At 60.5% G+C, this 25,649-nt stretch carries 13 protein-coding genes; 3 read left to right on the forward strand and 10 right to left on the reverse strand.

Annotated features, from left to right (window positions below; translation table 11 throughout):
- Position 1 precedes the first annotated feature (1 nt).
- Together AC6IZO_RS12565 and AC6IZO_RS12570 are read right to left on the reverse strand one after the other, a co-directional pair.
- Complete coding sequence (locus AC6IZO_RS12565; protein WP_497805146.1) at positions 2–1,192, reverse strand: response regulator; 1,191 nt, start codon at positions 1,190–1,192, stop codon at positions 2–4.
- Positions 1,185–3,956 (reverse strand): ATP-binding protein, encoded by a 2,772-nt coding sequence (locus tag AC6IZO_RS12570; RefSeq protein ID WP_497805147.1) that lies wholly within the window; start codon positions 3,954–3,956, stop codon positions 1,185–1,187. The genes AC6IZO_RS12565 and AC6IZO_RS12570 overlap by 8 nt, the downstream gene beginning before the upstream one ends.
- A 285-nt stretch (positions 3,957–4,241) precedes the next feature.
- Between AC6IZO_RS12570 and AC6IZO_RS12575 the strand changes: the two genes are divergently transcribed.
- Both AC6IZO_RS12575 and AC6IZO_RS12580 read left to right on the forward strand, forming a co-directional pair.
- Positions 4,242–6,233: a DUF3858 domain-containing protein gene (locus AC6IZO_RS12575; RefSeq protein ID WP_497805148.1), complete on the forward strand. Its 1,992-nt coding sequence runs from the start codon at positions 4,242–4,244 to the stop codon at positions 6,231–6,233.
- A gap of 2 nt (positions 6,234–6,235) precedes the next feature.
- The gene (locus AC6IZO_RS12580) at positions 6,236–8,227 is read left to right on the forward strand and encodes a DUF3857 domain-containing transglutaminase family protein (RefSeq protein ID WP_497805149.1); all 1,992 of its coding nucleotides are present in this window, start codon (positions 6,236–6,238) and stop codon (positions 8,225–8,227) included.
- A 68-nt stretch (positions 8,228–8,295) separates the two neighbouring features.
- On the opposite strand, the gene AC6IZO_RS12585 is transcribed toward AC6IZO_RS12580, so the two are convergent.
- From AC6IZO_RS12585 to AC6IZO_RS12605, 5 genes are all read right to left on the reverse strand, one after another.
- Positions 8,296–9,207, reverse strand: a complete 912-nt coding sequence (locus AC6IZO_RS12585) for a LysR family transcriptional regulator (RefSeq protein WP_497805150.1) — start codon at positions 9,205–9,207, stop codon at positions 8,296–8,298.
- 155 nt (positions 9,208–9,362) lie between these two features.
- Positions 9,363–10,265, reverse strand: a complete 903-nt coding sequence (locus AC6IZO_RS12590) for a glycoside hydrolase family 16 protein (RefSeq protein ID WP_497805151.1) — start codon at positions 10,263–10,265, stop codon at positions 9,363–9,365.
- A gap of 78 nt (positions 10,266–10,343) precedes the next feature.
- Entirely contained in the window at positions 10,344–13,790 is a 3,447-nt protein-coding gene (locus tag AC6IZO_RS12595) for a 1,3-beta-D-glucan phosphorylase, GH149 family (RefSeq protein ID WP_497805152.1), read from the reverse strand.
- The gene (locus AC6IZO_RS12600) at positions 13,787–15,262 is read right to left on the reverse strand and encodes an MFS transporter (RefSeq protein ID WP_497805153.1); all 1,476 of its coding nucleotides are present in this window, start codon (positions 15,260–15,262) and stop codon (positions 13,787–13,789) included. Before AC6IZO_RS12600 ends, AC6IZO_RS12595 begins: the two co-directional genes overlap by 4 nt.
- 143 nt (positions 15,263–15,405) lie before the next feature.
- On the reverse strand, positions 15,406–18,837 hold the full coding sequence (locus tag AC6IZO_RS12605) for an outer membrane beta-barrel protein (protein WP_497805154.1): 3,432 nt from the start codon (positions 18,835–18,837) through the stop codon (positions 15,406–15,408).
- Positions 18,838–19,098: 261 nt separating this feature from the next.
- Between AC6IZO_RS12605 and AC6IZO_RS12610 the strand changes: the two genes are divergently transcribed.
- Positions 19,099–20,154 carry a LacI family DNA-binding transcriptional regulator gene (locus tag AC6IZO_RS12610; RefSeq protein WP_497805155.1) on the forward strand — a complete coding sequence of 352 codons (1,056 nt, stop codon included), beginning with the start codon at positions 19,099–19,101 and terminating at the stop codon, positions 20,152–20,154.
- A 118-nt stretch (positions 20,155–20,272) separates the two neighbouring features.
- Here AC6IZO_RS12610 and AC6IZO_RS12615 read toward each other — a convergent pair whose 3' ends face one another.
- The 3 genes from AC6IZO_RS12615 to AC6IZO_RS12625 all read right to left on the reverse strand — a co-directional run bounded on the left by AC6IZO_RS12615 (position 20,273) and on the right by AC6IZO_RS12625 (position 25,643).
- Entirely contained in the window at positions 20,273–22,078 is a 1,806-nt protein-coding gene (locus tag AC6IZO_RS12615; protein ID WP_497805156.1) for a flavocytochrome c, read from the reverse strand.
- 198 nt (positions 22,079–22,276) lie between these two features.
- Positions 22,277–23,812, reverse strand: a complete 1,536-nt coding sequence (locus AC6IZO_RS12620; RefSeq protein WP_497805157.1) for a hypothetical protein — start codon at positions 23,810–23,812, stop codon at positions 22,277–22,279.
- Between the two features lie 697 nt (positions 23,813–24,509).
- Positions 24,510–25,643 carry a SpoIIE family protein phosphatase gene (locus tag AC6IZO_RS12625; RefSeq protein ID WP_497809958.1) on the reverse strand — a complete coding sequence of 378 codons (1,134 nt, stop codon included), beginning with the start codon at positions 25,641–25,643 and terminating at the stop codon, positions 24,510–24,512.
- Between the last annotated feature and the right edge of the window lie 6 nt (positions 25,644–25,649).

Here is a 25,649-nt window from a genome sequence, read left to right on the forward strand (position 1 = left end):
GCTAAAATCCTTCCGCGTGGCGCATGGCGCGCGTCCCCGCCATAGCCGCGTTGCCCGCTGCGGACGCCTTCGGCAAACGGACCCGCACCATCCCGTGCAGCAACCCCTGCTGCGCGAAGGTGACGATGCGCAAGGCCAGCGCCGAAGAGAGTTCCTGCCCGCGCGAGGCGATGAGTGTCCCGGTCACGGTGCGGATCTCCTCGTCCACCAGCATTCCGGCGGACAGGTCCGAGACTTCACACACACTGGACGACATGTCGGCGTCTTCTCCGCGATACTGCTCCAGCACGCTTGCCACGCTGAACTCCAGGTGTTTCGCGCCCGCCCTCAGCTTTTCCAGCGCAACATCGCGGCCGATGCCGCTGCTGAGCAGTCGGTCGTAATGCAAAGCTGTGCGCAGAATTTGCGAACCGGAAACGATAAACTCAGCCGCGCCTTCCTCCAGCTTCGGGTCCGGCGCTTCCTGCTGGAGAATGATGGCGATGACCGGCTCCATGCGAGGGATGAAAGCGAGCATCTCCGCCGCAACCGCGGGATGGCGGTTGAACCGAAGCTCCTCCTCCGGCGATATCTTCTTCCCGGCGTTGACGGCGTCCAGGGTCTCCGGCGGAACCGTGACGCAGCCAATCTGCGAGAGCAGCGCCGCCGCGTCATATTCCCAGTGATGCGCGATGTGCAGCTGATCGACAATGAACCGCAGGCAACGCTGGAGACGCTTGCTGCGTGCATAAGCCGCCGGGTTGACGACGCTCAGCATCTCGCTCATGGCCTGCACGCAGCCGCGCAGCGTGTCTTCCAGCAACTCCCGTTCGGTCGATGCGGCACGGTACTTCTCCAGCGCCGCGCCAAGTGCCTCCGTCAGCGCTTCGCGCGTGCAGGGCTTGGCCAGAAAGCGAAAGACGTTGCCTTCATTGACTGCGTGCGTCGCGGTCTCAATGTCGGCGTAACCGGTCAGGGTCATGCGCACGGTCTCCGGGGAGCGCACTTTGACGGCCGCAAGGAACTCCGCGCCGCTCATCTTCGGCATACGCATGTCGGAGACCACCACTGCATACGGCCCACGCGCCGACACCGCCTGCAATCCCTCCTCGGGACCGACTGCAGTCTCAATCGCATACACACCGCGGAGCAGCCGCTTGTAACCTTCCAGCACAGCTGGCACATCGTCGACGAACAGGATCTTCTCATTCATGGCTCAACTTCTCCCGCGCCGCGGACGGCGCACACTCCGGGGCCTCCAACGGCAGACGTATATGGAAGGTGGTGCCCTTGCCGACTTCGGTCTCAAACCAGATTTGCCCGCCGTGCCGCTGCACCACGACCGTGTGCGCGAGGGCCAGCCCCTGCCCCGTCCCCTTGCCCACTTCCTTGGTGGTAAAGAACAGATCGTAGACGCGGTTGCGGTGCTCCTCGGGAATGCCGCAGCCGGTATCGCTGACGGCGATCTCCGCCCACTCATTGCTGCGGCTGGTGCGGATGGTGATGCGCCCCTTCTCGCTGGAGTGATGCTGCGAGGCAGCCTCGCCGATGGCATGCGCTGCGTTCACAATCAGGTTCAGCATCACCTGGTTGAGTTCCGCCGGCAGGCACGGCACCAGCGGCAGTTCGCGGTCAAAGAGGGTTTCCATCTCCGCCACGTACTTCCACTCGTTGCGCGTAACGGTCACAGTGGTTTCAATGGCATGGTTCAGGTCGATTGCCTTCTTCGCCTCCTGCCCAGGATGCGAAAACTCCTTCATGGCGCGGACGATTTTGGCCACAGCCTGCAGGCCCTCCAGCGATTGATCCAGCGCGCGGGGAACTTCCTCCATCAGGTAATTGATATCCAGCGCGTCGTTCATGCTTTCAAAGTGGCCGAGGAATTCCTCGTTTAACTCGCCGCTGCGCGCGCGCCGGTGCAGTTCCTTGCCCAGTTCCAGCAGTTGCGCCACGCTCTTCCACGACTGTTGCAGGAAGACCGTGTTGTCACCCACGTATTGGGTGGGCGTGTTGATTTCATGCGCCACCCCGGCGGCAAGCTGGCCGATGGCTTCCAGCTTCTGCGCCTGGCGGAGTTGCGCTTCCAGCATCATGCGTTCGGTAGTATCGGCCCCGACCATGAGCATGCCTGCCGGCTGACCGCCCTTGAACAGGCGCGTCATGCGCATGGCGAGGAAGTGGTTCTCACCATCGCGCGTGAATTGCAGGTTGTCGATGGTTGCGGTGTCGGCGTCCCGCATGGAGGTCTCGATCTGCTCGTCCGGATTGGCGCCTACCCATTGCACGCCGCAGCCACCGAGCGTCTGTCCCTGCACCTGCTCGGCACTGAGACCGAAGATGCAGGCCGCGGCCGGGTTCCAACGCTTGATCTCCCGTTGCTCGTTGACGCTGATCAGCAGCGATGGAATCGCGTTCAACAGCATTTCAGTGGTCTCATTGGCGGAGCGCAGCTCGATCTCCGCACGTTTGCGCGCCGTGATATCACGGTTGATGGCCAGCACGGAGATTGGCTCACCGCGCTCGTTGCGTTGCAGCGCCCAAGTGGTGGAGGTGGTCAGTGTCTGTCCCCATCGGGTGGTGTGGCTGATCTCTCCTTCCCAGCATCCGGTCCGGTCAAGGATGAAGTGCAACTGTTTGGCCGGAGCCGGAAGGCGGACCTGCAACCATTGCGAAATCTCGTCGACACTCCGGCCGAGCACCTCGCGGCGCGGCCATCCAAACAGCCGCTCCGCCCCGCGATTCCAGAACCGGACGATCCGCGTGTTGCGATCGAAGATGAAGACAGCGTCGGTCGCCAGGTCAAGAACGCGTGTCTGTTCGCGAACCTCCTGAAGTGTTCCTTCCTCCTGCATGCGCACTCGCGCGAACGAGAACGAGACCCAGCCGAGAGGCAGCAGAAGCAGCACATCCACGCCGGCGGTGAATAGCACAGTGGGTAGCACGCGCCGTACCACGCGTGCCTTGGAGACCCGTGAAACCAGTTTCCAGTTTTCCACATGAGTCCTAGATGTTGCAGGCAACCCCGGAGAGGCGTTCAGCAGTGCGGTGGTGGAGGCTGTTATGAAAGTAAAGAGATCGTCATGTTTGTTGAATGAACCACTCCATTGATGGGCGATCTGCTGCCAGGCCCACGGATTTCGGGTGCCGAAGGTCTCCGCCTTGTTCTGTGGCAACATGAACGCCCAATCGCGGTCGCCACCGCCGACGAGCCAATAGCCATCCGCGTTCAGCAGTTGAATACTGCCGGCCGACGCGGCCGAGGTGCTCACCACTTCATTGAGGAATGGCCTGGCATCAAGGTTCAGGCTTACCACGCCCACCATCGCGCCTGAAGAGTTGAACAGCGGCGTACTGAAGCGCAGCGTGGGACGGTAGGGCAGCAGAACCCGGCCCGCATTGGCTCTCAGATCCAGATGAGAGATGCCAACCTCTCCGCGACGCAGGCGGAGAGCGTCGGCAAAGAAATACTGCTGAGACTTGTCCTGAAGATCGGCGTCTGCGACAAGTTCCACGATGCCGCCGCGATTTTCTGCGGCTGCCACCTCCCGGCCTTGGAGATCAAAGACACGTAGGCGAAGATACTGCCTCCGGTGCCGGGACCACCAGCCAAGGCGCCGGCCTAGTTCCTCGCGGGCAGGCTCGCTGGGATTCTCCACCCAGGCGCACAGCACGGGATCATCCGCCATCAGGAGCAGATCGTCGCGCGCGGGGAGCAGACTATCTTCCAGCCGCTTGCTCAGATGGCGCACCAGTTCACTTTCGCTCTCGCCCACCTTGACGAACTCGACACGCAGCTCAAAGATGCAGAACAGGATGGAACCACTGATCACGGCAAGAATCAGTCCCCAGAGCATGCCAGGAACGTGGCGCAGCCGGGCCGTAAGATCCGGCCATGCGGGCAGGCGAAGCTTCGGTATGAGACTGGCAGCCGGACTCGACAAGTGCTCCTCCGGCGTCGTGGCATCGACGCCCGCCATTCCGGCGCATCACGTTCACCGGAATGTCTATCTGGGTCATCGGCACTTAAGACGATAGAGTTTAGGAGAGAGCACGCGCGAACCATCCAGATAAAAGGGTTACTGCAACAACCGTACCCAAATAGTGCTTCCTTCGCCGGGACTTTTTGGCGATACTCTATCTATCGCGGGTGCCCGTAGACCCCCGCGCCGGGCACAGTCGAATCTCTGCAAGCGATCAACACAGCCCAAATCCCCCAAATACAACTCAGTCTGATGTGCCGTAGTACGCGAAGGAGACTCGCCGTGAGATCTGCCGGTCGTTACGCTCGTGCATTTGCGATCTATTTCTTTCTTTCCGTGCTGGCCGTTGTGGCGCTATCCACGCCCATGGCTCATGCCATTTCCTTCCAACCGGTGAATCCGGATGAACTCAAGATGCAGAGCGAGCCCAACTCTCCGGGCGCTGCGGCCGTGATCCTCTACCGGCAGGTGGACCGGGACGACAACGGGCGCACCTCGCATGAGGACAATTACATCCGCATCAAGGTCCTCACCGAAGAAGGGCGCAAATACGCCAATGTCGAGATCCCCTACGACACCAGCATCTCCAACATCGTCAATTTGCGAGCGCGCACCATCCGGCCCGACGGTACCATCGCCAACTTCGAGGGCAAGGCCTACACCAGCACCATCGTGAAGGCCAAAGGCGTCAAATATCAGGCCAAGACCTTCACCCTGCCGGATGTGCAGATCGGGTCGATCATCGAGTACTACTACACCGAGGATTTCGAGGAATATACGCTGTATTCCTCGCACTGGGTGGTGAGCCACGAGTTGTTTACGCGCAAGGCGGCTTTCTCACTCAAGCGTTATCACGGCGATGAGAACTTCACCCTACGCTGGGTATGGACCTGGCTGCCGGGAAACACGAAGCCGGAGAACGTCAACGATTCACTGGTCCGGCTGACGGTGGAGAACGTGCCCGCCTTCGTAGTTGAAGACTATATGCCCCCACGCCAGGAGATGGAGTCGCGCGTTGACTTCGTGTACGAGGACCATTACCTGTCCAACCGGCTGGAGGATTACTGGAAGGAGATTGCCAAGGAGAAGTACAACCGGATGCAGAGCTTTACCGGCAAGAACAAAGCCATGGCCGAAGCTCTCGCGCAAATTGTCTCTCCGAGCGACAGTCCGGAGGTCAAGCTCCGCAAGATTTATGACAAGGTGCAGTCCCTGCGGAACACTGACTACGAAGACGACAAGACGGAAGAGGAACGCAAGCGCGCCAAGGAAAAGACCACCAACAACGTTGAGGACGTCTGGAAGAAGGGCTCCGGCGACCGCACCGAACTGGCCTGGCTGTTCCTGGCCCTGGTTCGCTCGGCGGGCATGGACGCCACCGGCTGCTGGGTTGCGGACCGTTCCAACTTCTTCTTCGATCCGCGCTCGATGCAGAGCCGCAAGCTCGATGTCGCCGTGGTGATGGTAAAGGTCGACGGCAAGGATTTGTTCTTCAACCCCGGCAACCCGTTCACGCCTTTCGGCATGTTGAACTGGTATGAAACGGGCGTGGTCGCCATGAAACTCGACAAGGGCAACTTCGCTTGGATTCATACGCCACTGCCTGCGGCGGCCGACAGCCAGATTCAGCGCAATGCCAACCTGACGCTGACTACGAACGGCGAACTGGAGGGCACGCTGAAGGTGACCTACACCGGCATGGAAGCCAGCTCGCGCCGTACCGAAGAGCGCAAGGCCGACGAGGTCGCCCGCAAGAAGTACATTGAAGACGACGTGAAGTCGATGATCCCGGTTGGTATCGACTTGGAGTTGACCAACAAGCCGGACTGGAAGCATTCGGAACCGCCGCTGGTGGCCGAATTCAAGCTCAAGGTTCCTGGCTGGGCGCAAGGCTCGGGCAAGCGCGTCATTCTCCCCAGCGCACTGTTCAGCCAGAGCGAAAAGCATACCTTCGATAACCAGCACCGCGTGCACCCGATCTATTTTGAATTCGCCGCGATGAAGAAGGATGACGTCACGATCACGCTTCCGCAGGGCTGGAAAGTGACCTCGCTGTTCACGCCGTTCACCGACGATGGCAAGCACGTTGTGGCTTATACCAACAGCGCCACCTATGCGGACGGTAAGCTGCACCTGCAGCGGACGGTGAAAGTCGACATCCAGATGCTGGACCTCAAGTACTACGACGCGTTCCGCAAGTTCTTCAGCGCAATCAAGACCGGCGATGAAGAGTCCGTGCTGTTGCAGCCCGGCGTGCAGTTGGTGGAGGACTAGGGATGAGGTTCCTGATTCAAAGGTTGTTGCCCGGCCTGGTGGCGGGCGTGCTGCTCTGCACTCAGGCCTTCGCCGGCTCGCCCACCGCACCGCAGTGGATGCACAATGCGGCCGCCTCGGCCGCCTCATTGCCCGCTTACGATGAGAAGACCGAGGCCGTACTGCTCTACTCGGAAATTTCCGTCAGCGTGCAGTCCGCCGACCGTGTGCACACCCATGTGCGCGAAGCCTACAAGATTCTGCGCCCCAACGGGCGCGACAAGGGAACCGTCGCCGTCTCCTACAATTCGCTGTCGAAGGTCAGCAACATGAAGGCCTGGTGCATTCCAGCCGACGGCAAGGACTTTGAAGTCAACGAAAAGTCGGTCATCGAAATAGCCCTGCCGGATGTGGACGGCAGCGAGTTGGTGAACGACGTGCGCACCAAAGTGTTGCGCATCCCCGCGCCAGAAGTCGGCAACATCGTCGGCTATGAGTACGACCGGGATGACCACACGCTCTACCTGAAGGAGAAATGGCGCTTTCAGGAGGAAGTGCCGGTGCGTGAGGCCCACTTTCAGATTCAACTGCCCGCGGGCTGGGAGTACCACGCCGCTTGGATGAACCACCCGGAGGTTGCGCCACGCGCGTCCAACAGCAATCAGGTGGAGTGGGTGGTCAACGATGTTCCCGCTCTGCGGGCTGAAAAGGAAATGCCTCCGTGGACCGGACTGGCCCAGGCGGCGCTGATCACCTTCCACCCCGCCAACGCCGCACCCAATAACGCTTTCACCAATTGGAAGGGCATGGGGCAGTGGTACTCCGAACTGGTGGCCCCGACACGTGCGGCTTCGCCGGAGATCAAGGACAAAGTGGCCGCGCTGACTGCGGGCATGACCTCGCCGATGGACAAGATCGAGGCACTTGCCAGGTTTGTGCAGCAGGACATCCGCTACGTTGCCATTGAAATCGGCATCGGAGGCGTATTGCCGCATCCAGCGGCCGACACCTTCCGGCATCGCTATGGAGACTGCAAGGACAAGGCCACGCTGCTCTCTGCCATGCTTGCCGAGACGGGCATCGAGTCCTATCACTTTGTGGTCAATACCGAGCGCGGCTCCGTTGGGCCCACCACCCCCGCGCATGACGCTTTTAACCACGTCATTCTGGCGATCAAGTTGCCCGCTGGAGCGGATGTCACGCGCTACGCCGCCGTGTACCAGCACCCCAAATACGGCGCCCTGCTGTTCTTCGATCCCACCGACCGCTGGACGCCGTTCGGTTCGCTGAACGGATACCTGCAGGCAAATTACGGATTGCTGGCTCCGCCAAATGATGGCGAGCTGATGCCTCTGCCGCAATTGCCGACGACGGCCAGCAAGCTCGAGCGCAGTGGACAATTCACAGTCAGCGACACGGGCAGGCTTACCGGTGCGGTGGAGCAAACGCAGACCGGAGATTTTGCGTGGAGGGCACGCAGCCATCTGCATTCGCTGAACAGCGACGCCGACCGCATCAAGCCGCTCGAATCTCTGCTGGCCGACTCGGTCTCCAACTTCCACATCACGCGGGCCTCCATCATCAACCGCGACGAGATGAACATGCCCTTCGGCTGGAAGTACGCATTCGAGACCACCGAATACGCCAAGCGCGCAGGCGGCCTGATGTTGTTCCGTCCGCGCGTGCTTGGCAGCTGGAGCTCCGGCGTGCTGGAAACCAAGGAGCCGCGCAAATTTCCTTTCGAGTTTGACGGCCCGGAGCGCCTGTCTGACACCTATGAGTTCACGCTTCCTGCTGGCTATGTTGTTGATGAATTGCCACCTGCTGTCGACCTTGAATACAGCTTCGGCAGCTACCATGCAAAGTCAGAGCTGAAGGACAACAAGGTGGTCTATCACCGCTCCATGGAGATCAAGGAGTTGAGCGTGCCGGTGGCAAGGATCAATGAGCTGAAGCGCTTCTACCGGCTCATCCTCACCGACGAGCGCAACACTGTGGTGCTGAGGCCCCAATAGAACGATCGCTTTGGGAAGTTTTCGGCGGCGCGGGACAGGTTCCCGCGCCGTTTCTTTTGCGCTTACAGTTACGCCCGTGACGGCTGCGGCTTCGCAGCCTTTGGCGCTCCACTGGCCAGGCGCACCAGCGTTTCCACCACCGGCGGAACACTCCGTTCCAGCGTGATGGCATGAAATTGAAGCCGAACCTGTTCCGTGCGCCCCAGCAATTCCAGCCCGTACTGGTTTCGCGTTTCGCGCTCCACCGCGGTGGCCACGGCAAGCACGCCTGCACCCTGCTGTGCAAAACGCTCCCGCATGGTGCTGACGCCAAACTCTCCGGCAACCACCGGCCGGAGTTCGCTCTTCTCCAGCCAGCGCTCCAGCGCGCGTCGCAGTGCAGAGTCCGGCGCGGGCATCAATAGAAGTGCACCATCCAGTGAGCGCGGGAAGCTTCCTTTGATGGTTCTGGCTGTCAGAAATGACACGCCGCACTCGCACAACTTGCGGCTGTGCGCGCGCACCGGCACGTGCTCCGGAAGCGGCCCCGCCGACAGGATGACATCGACCTGCCGCTGCGCCAGACGCGCCGCCAATGCCTCCAGCCGGTCCTCCACGCAATGGAGCCTCAGCCCCTTGCATGCCCGCGTGGTGGCTGCCAGCCATTGGTGTGCCAGCAACGCCGGAACTTCCTGCGTGATGCCGACGGCCAGCCGAGGCACGCTCCCGGAGGCTTCGGCTCCTGCCAGCGCCGCATGCATCTCCCGCCCGATGCGGAACATGGGCTCGGCATAGCGCAGCAGCAACTGTCCGTTCGGACTCAGCAGCAGCCCGCGGCCGGCGCGCTCGAACAGTTTCACACCGAGCGTCTCCTCCAACTTGTGCATCTGCTCGCTGACCGTGGGCTGGGAGAGGCCCAGTTCCTCCGAGGCACCGCGCACCGAGCCGTGCCGCGCCACCGTCCAGAAATAGTAGAGGTGGTTGTAGTTCAGAACGTCCATAGGTATTGCCGAAGTATACAGGACTACGTGCGGCAGTGGCCTATATTATCCACAGGCTGCCACCAACTCTCTTCCGTGAGCTTCACGCAGAAAAATACGGCCATCCGAAGATGGCCGTCGCAGTGCACAACCTACCCTGATTGGAGAGGAACTTGTTACTGGCGCGAATACACGCGCACGTAATCCACCAGCATCGTCTGCGGGAAGGAGGTGGTCGAGTCGGGGCTTCCCGGCCAGTTTCCGCCCACCGCCAGATTCAGAAGGATGAAGAAATTGTGATCGAACGCCCACGTCTGGTTGCTGCCAAGATCCGTGGAGTTCACCGTCTTGTACAGCGTGCCGTCCACATAGAAGCGCACAACATTGGGCTCCCACTCCACGCCGTAGATATGGAAGTCGTCGCTGAAGTTGCTGGAGAGCGTGGAGGACCCACCAATGCTGTATGATCCCGAGCCTTGCGGCCCGTGCAGAGTGCCGTAAACCGTCTTGGGAACGCTGCCGATGTTCTCCATGATGTCCAGCTCGCCGCAGGCCGGCCAACTCACGGAATTGATGTTGGCGCCCAATAGCCAGAACGCGGGCCAGATGCCCTGCCCGGTTGGGATCTTGATGCGCGCTTCAAACTTGCCGTACTTCTGGCTGAACAGCCCGAGTGTCTTCATTCGCGCCGAGGTGTAGTTGCGCGTGACGCCGTCGGTGCCCGTGTAAGTCTCCTGCTTGGCGGTGATGACCAGGTTGCCATCCTGTATGACGGCATTGTCGGTGCGGTTCGTGTAGGTTTCCAGTTCGTTATTGCCCCAGCCGCTGCTGCCCGCGCCGGTATCAAAGACCCACTTGGTGGAGTCCGGTGAGCTGCCGTTGGTGCCGTTGAATTCGTCGCTCCACGTAAGCGTCCACGTTCCGCTCCAGTTGTAGCTGCTGTCGCCAGAGCCTGAACCGCCGGAGGAACTGGAGCTGCCGCTGGAGCCTCCGCAGGACACGGTTGCCAGCAGCAACAGCATGGCGCACATCAAGGCTGCGGCACGCCTGCGCAACTGCTGCGAAGCACACAGAGTCATCGCCTGAAAACTGGATTCTAAGATTGCATACCGCATGACTGCCTCCGTTGCAATGCGCCGGCAAGTGCCCTGCGCGGGTTAAGAGAGTCCCAAATAAACTTCGATGCGATCCACCTGGCCGCTGCGCGCAAACACGCTGGCACTCAACGCAACCGGCAGGCGCAGTTCGGCAAATGTCTGGCGAGTGCCATCCTTGAACCGGACTTCGATCAGCTCAGGACCGCTCTTAAAGAGCAGCACCGGCGTCTGGCACAAGGTGAAGGCCAGGCTCCCAGCGGGAGCATCTATGTTCTGCTCCGCGCCCGCGTGGTCAAAGTACCGGAACACGCGTGGCGCGCGGAGAAACTCGTCGCGGACAAGGGCTTTCGGATTGAAGGCGAGCACGCCGCCATGCACCTCAACGGTGAGTTCGCCCAGGCGCGAGAGAAAGTCTTCCTTCGCCTGCCCGGTCATGCCCGGTTGCTGCGCGCCAATGAACGACGGCGTGTGCGAATACGGATCAAAGGGTACGGCGCCCCAGACCGCCGGGGACTTGTGAGTACCGAGGCCATCGCGAATGGCGTTGTAATGCGCCTTCAGCCGCTCAATCACTCCGGCCTCCGCGCCGCCATGAATGGCGTGCGCCAACACCTGCTGCACCGCCAGAAGCAACTTGGAAACCATGTGCCAGTAGATGCAGCCGAGGCCTTCGTACTTGTAGAGCGTTCCGGAGCGGCCGGTGAAGGAACGATGGTCGAAGACCTTCTCGTAGAGCTCGAGCACAAGAAGACTGTCACGTTCCGCCAGCGCGGCCCACGCGGTGTTCCGCAGTTCGCGCAACGCATGCTCCAGCACGGAGGCATTACGGAAGGCGGCGTTGAAGTGGATGCTTCCCTCGCTGTCGGCGGCGACGATGTGCGTATCGCCGGCCTCCAGCATCGCCTTCAACAACGCGGAGCGTTCGGCCTCCTGACGCGTGAGGTTGTTCTTGTCGAGGAAGTTCGGCAGCGCGCGCGCCGGGTAGAGCATGTAGCTCTGCTGGTCGGCGCGGTAGAGACGGCTCGCCGCCAGTGCATCCAGCAACTCCGCCGACTCCTCCGCCGAAAGAGCGCCTGATTCGAGCACCGCTACCTGGCCTTCCAGCATCTCGCTCAACCGGCGAATGCCGATGCCGTCCTCCGCAAAGCTCAGCAAATTATAGGAATGGTAGAGGCCGTCGCCGCGACGATTGGAGGCGATGGAATGCTCAATGTGCGTGAGGGCGGCGGCGAACAGATCCTGAACCTTGCCCGTCTCCAGCATCACACGTTTGCCGCTGAAGCCGTGCTCGTAAACCCGCGCCCGGTAGGCTGAGGCCGCTTCACCCAACAGGTCAGCCAGTTCCTTGCGCGAAACGTCGCCAACCTTTGTTCCAGCCACCGGTTGATGTGCGTGCAGAGCGCTGGAAACTGCCACCAGGAAGTCGCATAACTCGCTGCTCAGTTCCAGCTTCTCCAGCCAGGCATTTCTGATCTGCTCGCGGGTAAAGACAAGGAACCGCCGCAACTGGCACAGCGTGACCATCGACGCGCCGAAACCGACCAGAGCGTTGTTCGCGTCATTCCATTCGGGCCGCTGCGTATTCATCCAGAGTCCGGCTTCCGGAATGAAGTTGGCGAGTTTGGGAAGGATGACGACCAGCAACTTCTCCGCGAGATTGGCGTGTTCGAGAATGCCTTCGGCACTGCGCAGTGCCTTGCCGTCATTGCCCTGCTGCGAGGCCGCGGCCATCAGGCGACGGTGCGCCGCCTGATCGAAGACGATGGTGTTGCGCGGATCGCCCAGCATCTCACGGTAAGGCCGGATGCGGTACGGAACGTTGGCGAAGGTGAAAACCCGGTGCGAAAATAACTCGGCCAGCAGGCGGCGGTCATGCTCCGCAGCGCGCTCCAGCAGCTTGAGCAGGTAGATCAGCTGATGGTCCTGCCAGTAGCCGATGTACGACCATGCATCGTGCGGGTCCAGCACTTCCCAGTCATAGCCGGTGGAGTACACGCGATACGGGTTGTAGCCGTCGGCGGTCGACGAGTCGAGGAACTTGAAGAGCATGCTGCGCGTGAAGCCAGGGAACGACAAGCTCAGCGCGTCCCAGTTCTGGAAGATGTCGCGCCAGTTGCCTTGGTAGTTCAGAACTTTCTCGCCGCGCTCATCGCGCAACTTGATCTCGAATTCATTCCACGGACGGCTCGGGTCGCCATGGCGGCGGCTGAAGGTGAGCGGCAGGTATTCGCTCGCCAAGCGTTCGAGATCGACGTCGCCCTCCGCCGTGGCTCGGCGCAGCAGCTCGCTGTAATCCACCCGCTCAGGCAGCGCCCTCAGGAATGCTTCGTGGTGCTCCGCGACCGCGCGATTTGAGGCCGAGACAAACTTGCGGAAGTCCGCGCCGCGCACGGTGTAATCGGCTTCCGGCAGGCCGCCGCGCATCACGTTGAACAGCGTGCTCGCGAAGTGATGCCACAGGCTCGGCTCGTCTTCGCTCATCTGCAGGCCGTCGGAGTTGGCGACAATACGCTTCAGATTGTCGGTGCCACGGCGCACGTCGGCCTCAATCTGTGCTTCAAGATCCGTGGCCGTTCGCAGCAGATGCAACAGGTCGTGCACGCGGACCGCGTCCTGGTCGAGATCGGCGACCAGCCACCACTTCTGCTCGGACTCCGGCGCAAGCGTCAAATCGCTGGAGACGAAATATGCGCCGCGCTGGCCGTGGCGTTCAAGCTCGTCCTGCAACGCCTCCCCGCGCCGGAACGCCTCGATCTGTGCGGAGGTAAGCAGCCGGATGGGCTGCTCCAGCCCAAGCGACCAAGCGATATTCACGCGCAAGGCCTCACTGGGTTCAGCGCGATCCACAGGAATGGAAGTCAGGCGGAACAGCGCGAGGCCGGTGTCGGCCACCATCTCCGAGCGCTTATAACCATCGACGAGTGTGCTGTATTCGAGTTGGAAGCGGCGCGAGATGCCGCTGGGAAGCACATTCTGAATGCCATCGAGAACGCGCACCTGTGCCGTCGCTGTGCTGAGGTTCTCCAGCGTAGCGCGGCGCACAAAGCCAAAACGCTCGCTGTTCATCCACTCGTAGCTGAAGCGCAGGCTCAGCGCGTGGTTGGTCTCCTCAAAGCGCACGCGGTTGCCACACAGGTTCTTGTAGAGCGCGCGGGAGATGCTGGCACCGGGCGTGGGTGAAGTTGCAAACGGTTCCCACAGCGTGGTGCGTGCTCCGTGCCACACCAGCAGCACGGTCTTTGTGCCTGTATGCTCGCTGCCGTCGTGCAGGCGGTCGTCGGTGTAATAGGGAAACAGCGCGTGGTCCGGGCTGCGGCGGCCGCAGGTGAGGCCGCCATTGCTGGAGAGGAACATCCAGTGGTCGCTGTCGCTGACCACACTCATCAGGAACGGCGGCATCGCGTCATAATTGGCGATGCGGTAATAGCGTTCCCCGTCGAGATCGACGAAGCTGCCCGTGGCTTCAGCGCGCGCCGCTGCGTCTGTGTCGTTCAGCGCGGTGCTCATTGTCTGTCCTTTGCCTCAAGCTCTGCGGCAGCGCGCCGCGCTTTCAAATCGGCTTCAATCTGCACCATCGTGCTGTCATCCAATTTGTAGAGCAGCACCGCGCCGGCGGAGAGAAAGCCGACGATGGCGGGGAAGAAACTCATCATGTAGCGAATGCCGTGCTGCACCTGCTCCGGCTGCGCCACGTTGGCGTGGAAGCCAATGTAGCCTAGCAGCGCGAGGAACAGTGAGCTGCCGACGGCCCATCCCAGCTTCTGCGAGAACGAGGCGGCGCTGAAAACCAGCCCCGTCGCACGACGCCCGGTGCACCACTCCGAATAATCGGCTGTGTCAGCGTAGAACGCCCACAGCAACGGCGAAGTCGGCGCAAACAGCGTGGAGATGGCAATGTGCGTGATGAAGATCAGCGGCACGTTGCTGAGCGGCACAAAGTAGAACAGCACGGTCAGCACGCTCGCCGTGGTCATCAGGATGATGTATGCCCGGCGCTTGCCGCCCAGCAGTCTTGAGAGCGGCGTGGCCATGGCTGCGCCGAAGATAACGCCAGCCGTGCCAAAGCTCATGAACAGCGATGCCAGAGCCTCGGGGCTGATCATCTTGTCGATATGCCACCACAGCAGGTTATATTGCAGGTGATAAAGCTCGCCGGGCCGGGCCACGCAATACTTGAAGTAGTACAGGATGGCGCCCATGCGGATGGAAATATAGAAGACGGCGAAGACGCCGATGAAGCAGACCATGATCCACGGCACGTTCCGGAACAGATCGCGCAGGTCGCTCTGGAGTTCGTTCGACTCCTGCTTTACCGGCTGCACGCGCTCACGCGTGGTAAGGAACGTGACCATAAACAGCGCGATGGCCAGCACGCCGTAGACGACCATGGCAAGCTGGAAGCCGCGCTGGTCGTTGCCGCCGCCGAAGGCCTTCACCATCGGGATGGTGAGCCCCTGCACCATGAAGAGGCCGCCGTAGGCGAGCACAAAGCGGTAGCTGGAAACGCTGGTGCGCTCCAACGAGTTCGGCGAGATGACGCCCATCAGCGCGCCGTACGGAATATTGATGAACGTGTAGGCGAGCATGATGCCGCCATACGTCAGATAGGCGTAAATCAGCTTGCCCTGCGGCCCAAAGTTCGGCGTGGTGAACGTGAGCACGCCCATGATGGCCAGCGGCAGGCAGCCCCACAGCAGGTAAGGCCGGTAGTGCCCCCAGCGCGTGCTGGTGCGGTCGGCCGTCACACCCATGAAGGGATCGACAAAGATATCGGTAATACGGACCACGAGCAGCATGGTGGCCAGCGCCGCCGCAGGAAGCCCGAAGATGTCCGTGTAATAGAACGCCAGGAAGTTCAGGAACATCTGCCAGTAGAAATTCGAGGCAGTGTCGCCGAGGCCATAGCCGACTTTTTCGAAGAAGGAAACTTTGCCGGTCTGGTCGACGGATGCGGGGGCTTGGTTCGCGACTGCGTTCACAGTGCAATCTCCGTGGAGCGAGTGTCAGCTATTGATCTTGCCACGCCGGAGGACGCGTTGCGTGTCTGTGTGCTCCGCGGCGGTCTGCGGAGTCCCGGGCGGCCTTTCGACCGCCCGGAATTCCAGTTGATGGTTCGTGAAGGTTAGAAGGTGAAGCGAGCGCCCACCTGTCCGTAGCGTCCGCCCTGGCCACCAAAGTCCGTGATCTTTCCGAAATTGCTGTCGGAGAGATTGGTGTTGGGGCTGCCGGCCTGGTGGCGGTTGAAGACGTTAAAGAAGTCGGCGCGGACCGTCAGCTTGTAACGCTCGCCAGGGCCGAACCCGAAGGCCTTATGCAGCGACATGTCTTCGGTTGCCATACCGGGGTAGCGCAGGTTTTCGATGTAATTGCCCGCAGTACCAAGGTCGTAGTTTGTCGGGTTCAGGAAGCAGGCCGAATTCAGGTACACCGAATTCAGCTTTCGCGAACCGTTGGTCATCTTGCATCCCGGCGCCAGGTTCACGTACACCGAGTTGAAGCCCGGGTACGAATTGCTGGAGTGCACCGAAATCGGCGTGCCGGTGTTGTAGTGGAAGCCAAGGTCGACCGTCCACCCGCCAATGACCTGATTCATGACATTGCCCGCGTTGGAGCCGACCCACTTGCCACGGCCGAACGGCAGGTCATAGACAACGTAGCCCTTCACCACATGGGTCACGTCGAAGCTGGAAAGGCCCTTGCGTTCGTTCTTCAGGTCGTAGATGTTCTGCAGGTTGCCCGCCCACCACAGTTCACTCATCGAGGTTTCCACGTCGCCGCGCGTACGCGACCAGACGTAGCTGCCCTGGAACGAGAGACCGTGCGAGGCACGCTTGGTGGCCGAAATCTGCAAGGCTTTATAGGTGCTGTTGCCCAACGGAGCGCCCACCGAGAAGAGCGGTCCCCATTGAACGCCTGCACCCGGGTACGGCAGTACCGGCAGGTACCACGGTCCCTGGCTGCCATAGCCGTAGTAGCCGTTGTAGCTGCTGGGAATCGTGCCGTTGCGCATGTAGGCCTGCATGGCTGCGGGAGTCGGCTGGTTGGTTTCCAGCGTGCCGCTCTGCAGGTGATGGCTGAAGCTCTGAATCCAGCTCACATCGACCTTGGTGTCCTTGGTCAACTCACGCTGCACACCGAGGGTGTACTGCATGGTGTTGCCCGGCGTCAACGCGCGAGGATCAACGTAGACCATGCCCCACTGCGTATAGTCCGGAGTCTTGGAATTGGTGATGGTTCCGGAATAGCCGCCGTCCCACTGGAAGCCGTTGTTGTTGGCGTTGGAATCATGGTAACCGGGGTTGAAGCTGTAAGGCACAGCGCCCCAGGTATTCATGTTCAGCGGAACGTAGAAGATCGACGCCGTGCCGCGGATGACCGTCTTCGGCGTGACCTGGTAGGCAGCGCCCACGTGCGGAGCGTAGTTGTACCAGTTCTGGTTCTTCTCAAACGACTGGCCGCCATCGGTCAGATAGTTCATGGTGCCCATCAGACCGGTGACCGGATTCAGCTGCTTGATGTTGAAGGTCGACCAGTGACCGAACTTTTCCTTGTAGGGGCTGTTGTAGTCCCAACGCAGGTCGACGTTGACGGTCAGCTTCGGGGTGACCTTGATGTTGTCCGAAGCGTAGACGGAGAAGGCCTTGCGGCGGCCATACGTCCAGTCGCGCGTGCTGAGCCCGCCCTGCGAAGCATTCCCGAGCAGGAAGCTGGCCCACACGTTGCCGTCGGCGTTGTAGCTGGTACCGGTGGCGCGCGGGTCGAAGGTCATGCTGTAGCCACCTTCATCCGCATGGCTGTTGAACTGCATGGAGCGGAATTCGGCGCCGAACTTCATGGTGTGGCGCCCCTTCACCCAGGTCACGTCGTCGTTGTAGATGAAAGTGTTGCCCGCATAGAAGTCGTTGAACTGGCTGCCGAGGCCGCCGAAGCCCCACGACTGGTTCTGTCCCGCGACGCAGCAGTTGCCGTACCAGCCGGCATTGTTGAAGCTGATCTTCGGGAAATTGCCAACGCCTTCACCCAGGCCAAGAACCTCATTCCACTTGCCCGCCTGCGACTTGGCGATCGACGGGTTGTAGAAGCGGTTCATGGTGAAGCGGAAGGAGTTCATCACGTTGGGCGTGAAGTTGTAGATATCCGCCACGCGCACAGCGGGAGACTTGGTGTTGTGCTGGTAGCTGTTGGCCAGCGGGCCGCCGGCCGGAAGCTTGGTAGACCAGATGCCGCCCTGATCGGCCAGGATGCGGGGATAGAAGTTATAGATGAACGAGCCATTCATGCGATGTTTATCGCTGATGTTGTAGTCCAGCTTGATGCTCGTTTCGTTGATGTGGTTCCACGGCAACGTATTCGCCGGCATCGCGTTGTTCTGCGGACGATCGTTCTCCGGCGCATAGTATTGGTGATAGATCTGCAGAATCTGCTTGGTGACCGAGCTGAAGGCCGCCGTCGGAACCGCGTTGCTGGCGTAATTCACACCCAGATTGGGGTCGTGAATCGAAGCCGAAGTCAGCGTGCTCAGGTCGGCATAGGTCAACCAGTTGCCGTTCGCATCCATGCCCATCATGGCATCGGTCGGAACCGAAGAGCCTGGTGCACCAAGGTTCCAGTTGCTCTGCATGAAGCGCTCATACGCCGCATAGAAGAACAACTTGTTCTTGATGATCGGGCCGCCACCGCTGACGCCCCAATCGGACATGGAAGCCGACTTATCCAGGCAGACCGGAATCTGGTCGGCCGTGGTGGCTTGTGCAGCGCACAGGTGCTGGTTCGCGCTCAGCGCGTCCAGGTTCTTATTGCGGGCAAAGCCGAACAGGCTGCCGTGCCAGTTGTTGGTGCCGGACTTCATTTCATAGCGGAAGATGCCGCCGCCGGTGCGTCCCGCATCGGCGCTGATGCCGGCCGTCTCCACCTGGAACTCCTGCACGCCCTCGAACGGGGGCTGCTGCTCGGAGATGTAACCGCCGAGCTGCGCCACGGCCGAGGTGCCGTCGATCATGACTTCCTTGCTCAACGCCATTGAGCCGTTGATGTGCGAGGAGTAATCGCTGCCCTCGACGCCGGGCACGAAATTGAACATGACCTGGGCGAGGCTGCGGCCGCCGGAAACCGAAATCGGCAGCTTGTTGACGTCCTCATTCTGAATGTTAGTGGTGATGTTCGGGGTTTCCGTCTGCAGCACCGGGGCTTCAGCAGTGACCACAACGGTCTCAGCCGCGGCGCCCAATTGCAGCTTCACATCGATTTCCGCCGTCTGGCTCACGCCGAGCGTGATGCCCTTGCGCTCCAGAGTGCGGAAACCATTCTTGCTGAATGTGATGGCGTAAGAGCCAATCGGAAGGTTTTTCACCGTGTACAAACCAGCGCCGCTGGTGGTCACGGTCTGAACGTCATTGGTGCCAACGTTCTTGACTTGTACTTTCACATCGGGAACTACCGCTCCTGAGGGGTCCTGAACGGTTCCTGTAAGTGTGGCACGGTCGGACTGGGCAAACAGCAGCCCGCCACACAGACTCAGCAGCAGTAAGCAGACGATGGTGCGAATACTTCTCATCGGACGCCTCCTGTCTTTCAACTGCGAGAAACAGTTCTTATCGTTCTCGATCCGTGAGCCGCCGCTCCTGCCGGTGCCTCCTTGTGGACCCTGCGTCCCCGGGGCACCAGTCTCAATTCTGTCTGCGGTCTCATCTGAACCGGTTTAGATAAGCCGTCGGCCATTAAATCCCGGTTACAAAAGTCTGTCAAGAAATTTCTAAACCGGTTCAGTAACGCTTTTCTTGGTTCCCTCCCCCGGCTGTGCTAGGCTGTTGGTTCCATGGCTCCGGGCGCGAAAAATTCGCCGGCAGGCCCCCGCAAGGTCACCCTGAAAGACCTGGCTCAGCATCTTGGGCTTTCCCGAACGACCATCTCTGTGGTGCTGAACAACTCACCGCTGGCGGCCACCATTGCCGCCCAGACACGTGAGCGTATCCTCAAGGCCGCGCGGGAGTTACATTACAAGCCCAACTACTTTGCCCGCTCCCTGAATGAGGGCCGCAGCTACCTGCTCGGGGTGATTTCGCCCGATCTGGCCGAAGGCTACGATGCCGGCGTGCTCTCCGGCATCGAGGAGTATCTGCTCGACACGGAATTCAATTTCTTCGTGGCCAGCCATCAGTGGGAGGAGGGCCGGGTCCGGCAGAACGCGCAACTGTTTCTGGAGCGCGGCGCCGAAGGCATCATCCTGATCAACACCGAGCACGGCACGGAGATCAACGTCCCGGTCGTTCGTGTAGGTGGCCGTAGCCCCAGCGACACCGGCACCCGCGTTTCCATCGACAACGAAATCGGTATCCGCGAAACTCTCAAGCATCTGCACTCGCTCGGACATCGCAACATCGCCGTTGTCCGAGGGCATCAGGACAGCGCCGACACCGAGATTCGCTGGCGCGCCGTCCAGCGCGGCGTCAAGGCGCTGGAGATGACGCTTGACCAGGCGCTGGTGGTGCAACTCGAGCGCCAGGGCTCGCAGCAAACCTCCGGCATTGAGGAAGGCGAGACCTGCGCTGAAACCTTGCTCAAGAGCGGAAAACCGTTTACCGCCGTGGTCGCTTTCAACGACGTTTCCGCCATGGGCGTGATGAAGAAACTGCACGACGCCGGACTCAGCGTCCCCGGAGACGTCTCCGTGGTCGGCTTCGACGACATTCCGGCGGCGCGCATCACCTTCCCGGCGCTGACTACCGTTCGGCAGCCACTGCGTGAAATGGGAGCCACCGCCGCGCGCGAACTGGTGCGTGCCATCAACGAAGGCCCCATCAACCAGCGCATCGTCCTCAAACCGTCTCTGGTCGTCCGCGCCTCCACCGGCCCGGTAAACACCAGCCGCTAGAGCTTCGATTCCGCGCATAGCAAACACACAATGCAAAAGCCCCACGCAAGCATTTCACCTGCGTGGGGCTTTGTTGTAACGACCGTCTGAGTAAATCAGGCCGGATTTGCGGGAGTCTCTACTTCTTCACGCCTACTGCTTCTGCCGCCTTCTGGCCTGCGATGCGGCCGAAGGTGATGGTTTGCGAGATGGAATTGCCGCCCAGCCGGTTGGCACCATGCACGCCGCCGCTCACTTCACCGGTGGCATACAGGCCCGTGATCGGCTGCCCCTTCTCACTGAGCACCTGCGAGTTCGTGTTGATCTGCAGTCCGCCCATTGTGTAGTGCACACCGGGCTTCACCTCAATGGCGTAGAAGTGTGGCGTGTCAATGCGCTGCGGCATCTCCGGACGGTGGAACTCCGCGTCCTCCTTGGCGTCGAAGGCCTTCTGATAGCTCTCGAGCGTAGAGGCCAGCGATGCCGGAGGCATCTTCAGCTTCGTTGCTAGTTCGTCGCTCGTCGCACCTTCAATCACCAGCCCAAGATGGAAGTATCCTTCGATCTGCTTCAGGCTCTTGCGCACCTTGTCGTCAAAGACGAGGTACGCCGACTGCCCGGGCTGCGCCAAAATCGCCGCCGAAGCCTTATCGCGCGTAGTGAGTTCATTCACAAACCGGTGCCCCTCGTGATTCACGAGGATGGCGCCGTTGCCGCGCACGGATTCCGAGATGAGAATGCGGCTTCCGGCGGCAATCGTCGGGTGGATCTGAATCTGCTTCATGTCGCGCGTGGCCGCGCCGATGGCGGCGCCCATGTCAACACCATCACCGGTGGCGCCCGGCTGGTTGGAGGTCGTCATGCCCTTGAACTCCGGGCGATAGAAGGCGACCTTATTGGCATTTGCGGAGAATCCGCCGGAGGCCAGCACAACGGTCTTTGCGCGAATGGTATACAGCCCGCGATGCTTGCCTTCAACCTCAACGCCGTACACCCGGCCATCCTTGGCCTGGAGCAGCCGCACGACCTTGCTGTTCAAGCGCACGTCAATGTTGCGCTTGGCGGCGTTGCGCTTCAGCGTGCCGGTCACTTCCGCGCCCACGGCGCCGCCGCCCTTGGGGCGATGCGTGCGCGCCACACTGGCGCCGCCCATGCGGCCCACATCGCTTACATCGGCGCCAATCGAGGTCAGCCAGTCGATCGAGGCCGCCGAGTTATCCGCCAGAATCTTCACCAGCGCGGGATCATTCAGGTTCTGCCCGCCGGTCATTGTGTCTTTGTACATCAGCTCGGGCGAATCCTTGATTCCCTTCTCTCGCTGGAAGCGCGTGTCGGCGGCGTTCATGCCTCCGGCGGCCAGCATTGAGTTGCCTCCGCTGACCGGCTGCTTCTCGAGCACTATCACCTTCGCACCGAGGTCGTGCGCGGTGATCGCCGCCGTCAACCCGGCCGCACCGGAGCCGACCACGATCACATCGGCTTCATCAGCCTTCACCACCGTCTTGTTGTGACTTGCAACGGGTTTCACCGCGGGCTTGGCCGCAGCCATTGCCTCACCGCCCGGAATCTTCATCTCGAACGAGTGGCAATTCAGACAGTAGGCCTTCGAGGCTTCATGCCCATGATGGCAGGCAGTGCAGTTCATCTCGCCAAAGTGAGACTTGTGCGGGTTGATCTCCTCCTTGCTCTTGGCGCCAAGATCGGCCAGCGCGCCGTGGCAGGAGGTGCACTTCATCGAAACCGAGTTTTCACTGTCGTCGACGGTGATCTTCTTCTGCTTCTGCACGTCGTGGCAGGAGTCACAGCCTACGCCTTTCGCCTTGTGTATCTCCGCCAGTACTGGAGCGGTGGCGGATTTCGGCGTGTCAGCTACTGCGATTGGAATTGTGAAAAGTAGAACAAGAAGGATGGCAAAGAAGACGAAGTGCTTCGAACTTGTATGCATGAGAGTACTCCGCAAATAGCTTTACAAAGATTCTTCTCCATTTTCTCCGCATATTCCAGCAGAGTCCGCGGAGAGAGTAAAGCAATCGCGGATTGCGGCCACACGAAATCTGCTCACAAATGGGAATGCCGAGGCAAGCCTCGGCACTCCCAAAATCAGGATTCCTCTGCAGTTGGGGATGGGCCGGCTGTCAGGCCTTCATTTGTCGGAATTCTCCGGCTTGCGATAGAAGACGCCGATCGTCTGGAAGCGAGGGTCGTAGACATAATCCCGCAAGATCTCCCGAACAACTGGCACCGGAATTCGCGTGTAATCGCGCTTCGCAAAAATAAGCACGTCGAACCTCGCGGCAGTCCACCCTTGCACAACCAACGGCTCGTCCTTCTGCCCATATGACGTTCCCGGGTGCCAGCACAAAGGCAGCTGTTTCGGAGAGGCAAGACCTTCGCGCGCATACAGAAACTCCATACGCGGCCCGAAGAAGATTTGCTTGCCCTTCAGATTCTTCACCACCCAGTCTGATTCTCCCAGCAAAACATCGAATGCCAGACGAGTATCAAATGTCCCGAAGAAAGGATCCCGGATCGTCGTCTTCGGTCCGTAGGCTTCGCCAGCCCACGCTCCAACCCCCTTCATGCGCGTGCGCTCCGTACCCAGGAACAACGCAAGGCAAAGCAGGAGAATTGCCCCAATCCGCACCGGACGCAGCAACTTTGCAGTGCGCTCCGCGGAACTCCCACTCAGCAGCGCCATCCCGACCATCAACGGCAGAACATCGCAAATCTTCAAGTCCCAGTTTGTTCCCAAGCCAAGAATGGTGACGAAGACTGCACCCAGGCAAAGCAGGTCCGTGGCTGAGCGCCAAATCGTCTTGCGTTCGCGCCACACGAGTACAGACAACAACGCCAGGGGGAATCCGATAGCCAGGTAAATGGCGACGACGGAGAGGCCGACCTCCCAATTGGGGTCCGGGTAGATGCCGGCGAAAAATAGTTTCGGCTTGGCGCGGCCGGAGACCGCTGCATAGCCAGCCAGCATGCTATGCAGACTGACGTGATACAGCGTCAGAATCCACGTGGATGCGACCAGTCCCGCCGCCAGGGCAACCAGTGCGTGGATGCGCGTCCGTTTCTCCCACAGCAGACAGAACAGACACAGCAGCAACGCAGGCCATGCAGTGTTGGGCTTGCTCAACACCAGGAAGGTAAACGCGAAGGCAAGGTGCAACGTTGCTTCCCACTGCCGGACGCGCTCGCCCTCCAGCCGCAGCAGCACGTAGCAGGCCAGCACCGCGTAGGCCGCAAACGCCGAGGCCGTTGTGGAGTGCCACAGGTGGTTGACGGCCAGCAGCGGCACGGACTGCGCCGCGACGTAGATCGCCGCCAGCGAGAGGTTCTCAGGATGATCTTCTCGCCGCAGCATCCAACAAAGACGCAGGCCCGCCGCAGTCAGCAGGAGGAACAGAATGTCCTCCGCATAGAGAAGCGCCATCCAGTTCAAGCCAAATGCACGAAAAGCCCAAGCACCAAACAGATAGAAAGTGGGCGGAAACGGACACGGAAAATCGGTCCCCGGCACCTGGCCATTCAGTACGCGCCAGGCCCCGTCGATCAACACACTCAGGTCGTAGCCACCGAACTCGGAGCGCCCTAGAACAAGATTGATTCCTGCAAACAGCACCGCCGACAGGCAGAGCCCCGCGTACGTCCAGAACGCCTTGCCTTTCAACTTCATTTCCGACTTTTCTCCTGTCCCAAAGATGCCGAGCGTGTTTGACACTCCGAAACCTTTCGCATGACCACCTGTGCTGATTCGCAATGCTGCATGGCGCGCTGAAGGCCGTTGCGGAAGTCGATGTTGCACCGGAAGTCCGGCGCTTCGGACATTGCCAGCTCGCACTTCTCCTGCTCATCCGGGCCTTCCGAGGTGCGGTGCTCCAACAAGATTCTTTCATTGATGACGGAAAGGATAATGGAGAGGTTTCCGAAGCGCGCCCTGGGTTCACAGCCTTTCCCTGATGCCATCGGCCTGGCCCTTCCGTCATCACCCGCGCGCCAATCGCACTGCACAGCGGCCTTCCAGAAACTTCACGAGAAGAAGACTTGCGGTGTGAGATGGCAAAGTATCTCCCCCCTCTATTTCCCAGCAGGAGCGACACTTTGATTACTCGATTGTCCGCGATTGCCGAACCGCATTCGGCGGTACTGAGCGCGCGAAGATGGGGGAGTCAATTCTGCGGTTCGCCCTGCAGTACGAGGCGAAGACACTTCCTCCATGCGCGAACTGCCAGAAGTATAGCAATTTGTTGCTGGTGCCGGAAGAATGAATCTGCCGCAAGACCGCGGAATCTCTGGCCGCAGTCGACTACGGCGGAACACTCCGCATGTGCCGCCATCATGCTTCATCGGCGGGCGTCTGCTCACCACATGTTTCAGCGAACTTTCACAATCACTGCGGAAATATCGTCGCGTTGCTGTTCATGAGCCTCGAATTGCTGCGCCCGGCGGCAAAGCCCTTCGGCAATCTGCTGCGCAGGCAGGTCACGCTGCGAATGTACATACTCCGCCACCTGCTCCAGCGAGAGCCATTCACCGGCCCCATTTTCTGCTTCCGTCACTCCGTCGGTCAGCAGCACCACCGTGCTTCCTGAATGCAGAGAAAACGCGCAGGACGCAAACTTACCGTCATCGAACAGTCCCAACGGGCGTGCCGTGCTGTCGATGCGGGCCTGAATCACACCAGATTCATCCAGAAGCAGCCCCGGCACGTGACCGGCGCTGACATAAGAAATGGTCCGCGTCTCCATGTCAACGCGTGCGAAGACCATCGTGACGTAGCGGTCTTCCTGAAGATCCTCGCGGAACATCTGGTTCAGCGCAACGAGGGTTTCACTCAGTCCGGGCAAGTGCGCCGAAAGGGCGCGGACGTACGCGCGCGTCAGCGACATCACCAGTGCCGCGTCGAAACCGTGTCCGCTCACATCTCCCACCGCAATGTCCACGCAAACATCCGAACGGCGAATGAAGTCCACGCAATCACCGGCAGTCTCCGCCGCCGGGAAAACCGCCGCCCCCAGATCAAGTCCCGGCAAACGGACGCACGGCATGTAGAAGCGTTGCTGAACCTGGCGCGCCAGCCTCATTTGAATTTCATGTTCCTGCTGTTTCCGTGTTTCAGTCACATCTTTGATGAGCGAGACAAAGTGACTCACAATCCCGCCTGAGTCTCTGACAGGCGTAATCGTTTGCTCCGCCCAGAACAGCTCGCCGTTTTTCTTGCGGTTCAGCAGGGTGCCACGAAATGGTTCGCCGGAGAGAATCTGCTGCCACATCTCCGCATAGAACTCCTGCGAGTGTTCTCCGCTCCGGAGAATGCGCGGGTTGCAGCCGAGCACCTCGGCGCTTGAGTATCCGGTGGTCTGCTCAAAAGCCGGATTGACATACTCAATCCGTCCGCTGGTGTCGGTCACTACCACCCCGTCCGCCGTCTGCTCCACCACTCGCGAGAGCAGCTCAATGCTCTCGATCGCCTTGCGGTGCTCGCTCACGTCCTTCAGCACCACCACGGCACT

Source organism: Oryzophilus luti, assembly GCF_059726245.1.

What these genes read in the sequence shown, in the direction of transcription:
- AC6IZO_RS12565 (WP_497805146.1), bottom strand. Translation starts at nt 1,192, where the DNA reads ATGAATGAGAAGATCCTGTTCGTCGACGATGTGCCAGCTGTGCTGGAA.
- AC6IZO_RS12620 (WP_497805157.1), bottom strand. Translation starts at nt 23,812, where the DNA reads ATGAAGTTGAAAGGCAAGGCGTTCTGGACGTACGCGGGGCTCTGCCTG.
- AC6IZO_RS12605 (WP_497805154.1), bottom strand. Translation starts at nt 18,837, where the DNA reads ATGAGAAGTATTCGCACCATCGTCTGCTTACTGCTGCTGAGTCTGTGT.
- AC6IZO_RS12580 (WP_497805149.1), top strand. Translation starts at nt 6,236, where the DNA reads ATGAGGTTCCTGATTCAAAGGTTGTTGCCCGGCCTGGTGGCGGGCGTG.
- AC6IZO_RS12615 (WP_497805156.1), bottom strand. Translation starts at nt 22,078, where the DNA reads ATGCATACAAGTTCGAAGCACTTCGTCTTCTTTGCCATCCTTCTTGTT.
- AC6IZO_RS12590 (WP_497805151.1), bottom strand. Translation starts at nt 10,265, where the DNA reads ATGACTCTGTGTGCTTCGCAGCAGTTGCGCAGGCGTGCCGCAGCCTTG.
- AC6IZO_RS12595 (WP_497805152.1), bottom strand. Translation starts at nt 13,790, where the DNA reads ATGAGCACCGCGCTGAACGACACAGACGCAGCGGCGCGCGCTGAAGCC.
- AC6IZO_RS12570 (WP_497805147.1), bottom strand. Translation starts at nt 3,956, where the DNA reads ATGGCGGGCGTCGATGCCACGACGCCGGAGGAGCACTTGTCGAGTCCG.
- AC6IZO_RS12610 (WP_497805155.1), top strand. Translation starts at nt 19,099, where the DNA reads ATGGCTCCGGGCGCGAAAAATTCGCCGGCAGGCCCCCGCAAGGTCACC.
- AC6IZO_RS12585 (WP_497805150.1), bottom strand. Translation starts at nt 9,207, where the DNA reads ATGGACGTTCTGAACTACAACCACCTCTACTATTTCTGGACGGTGGCG.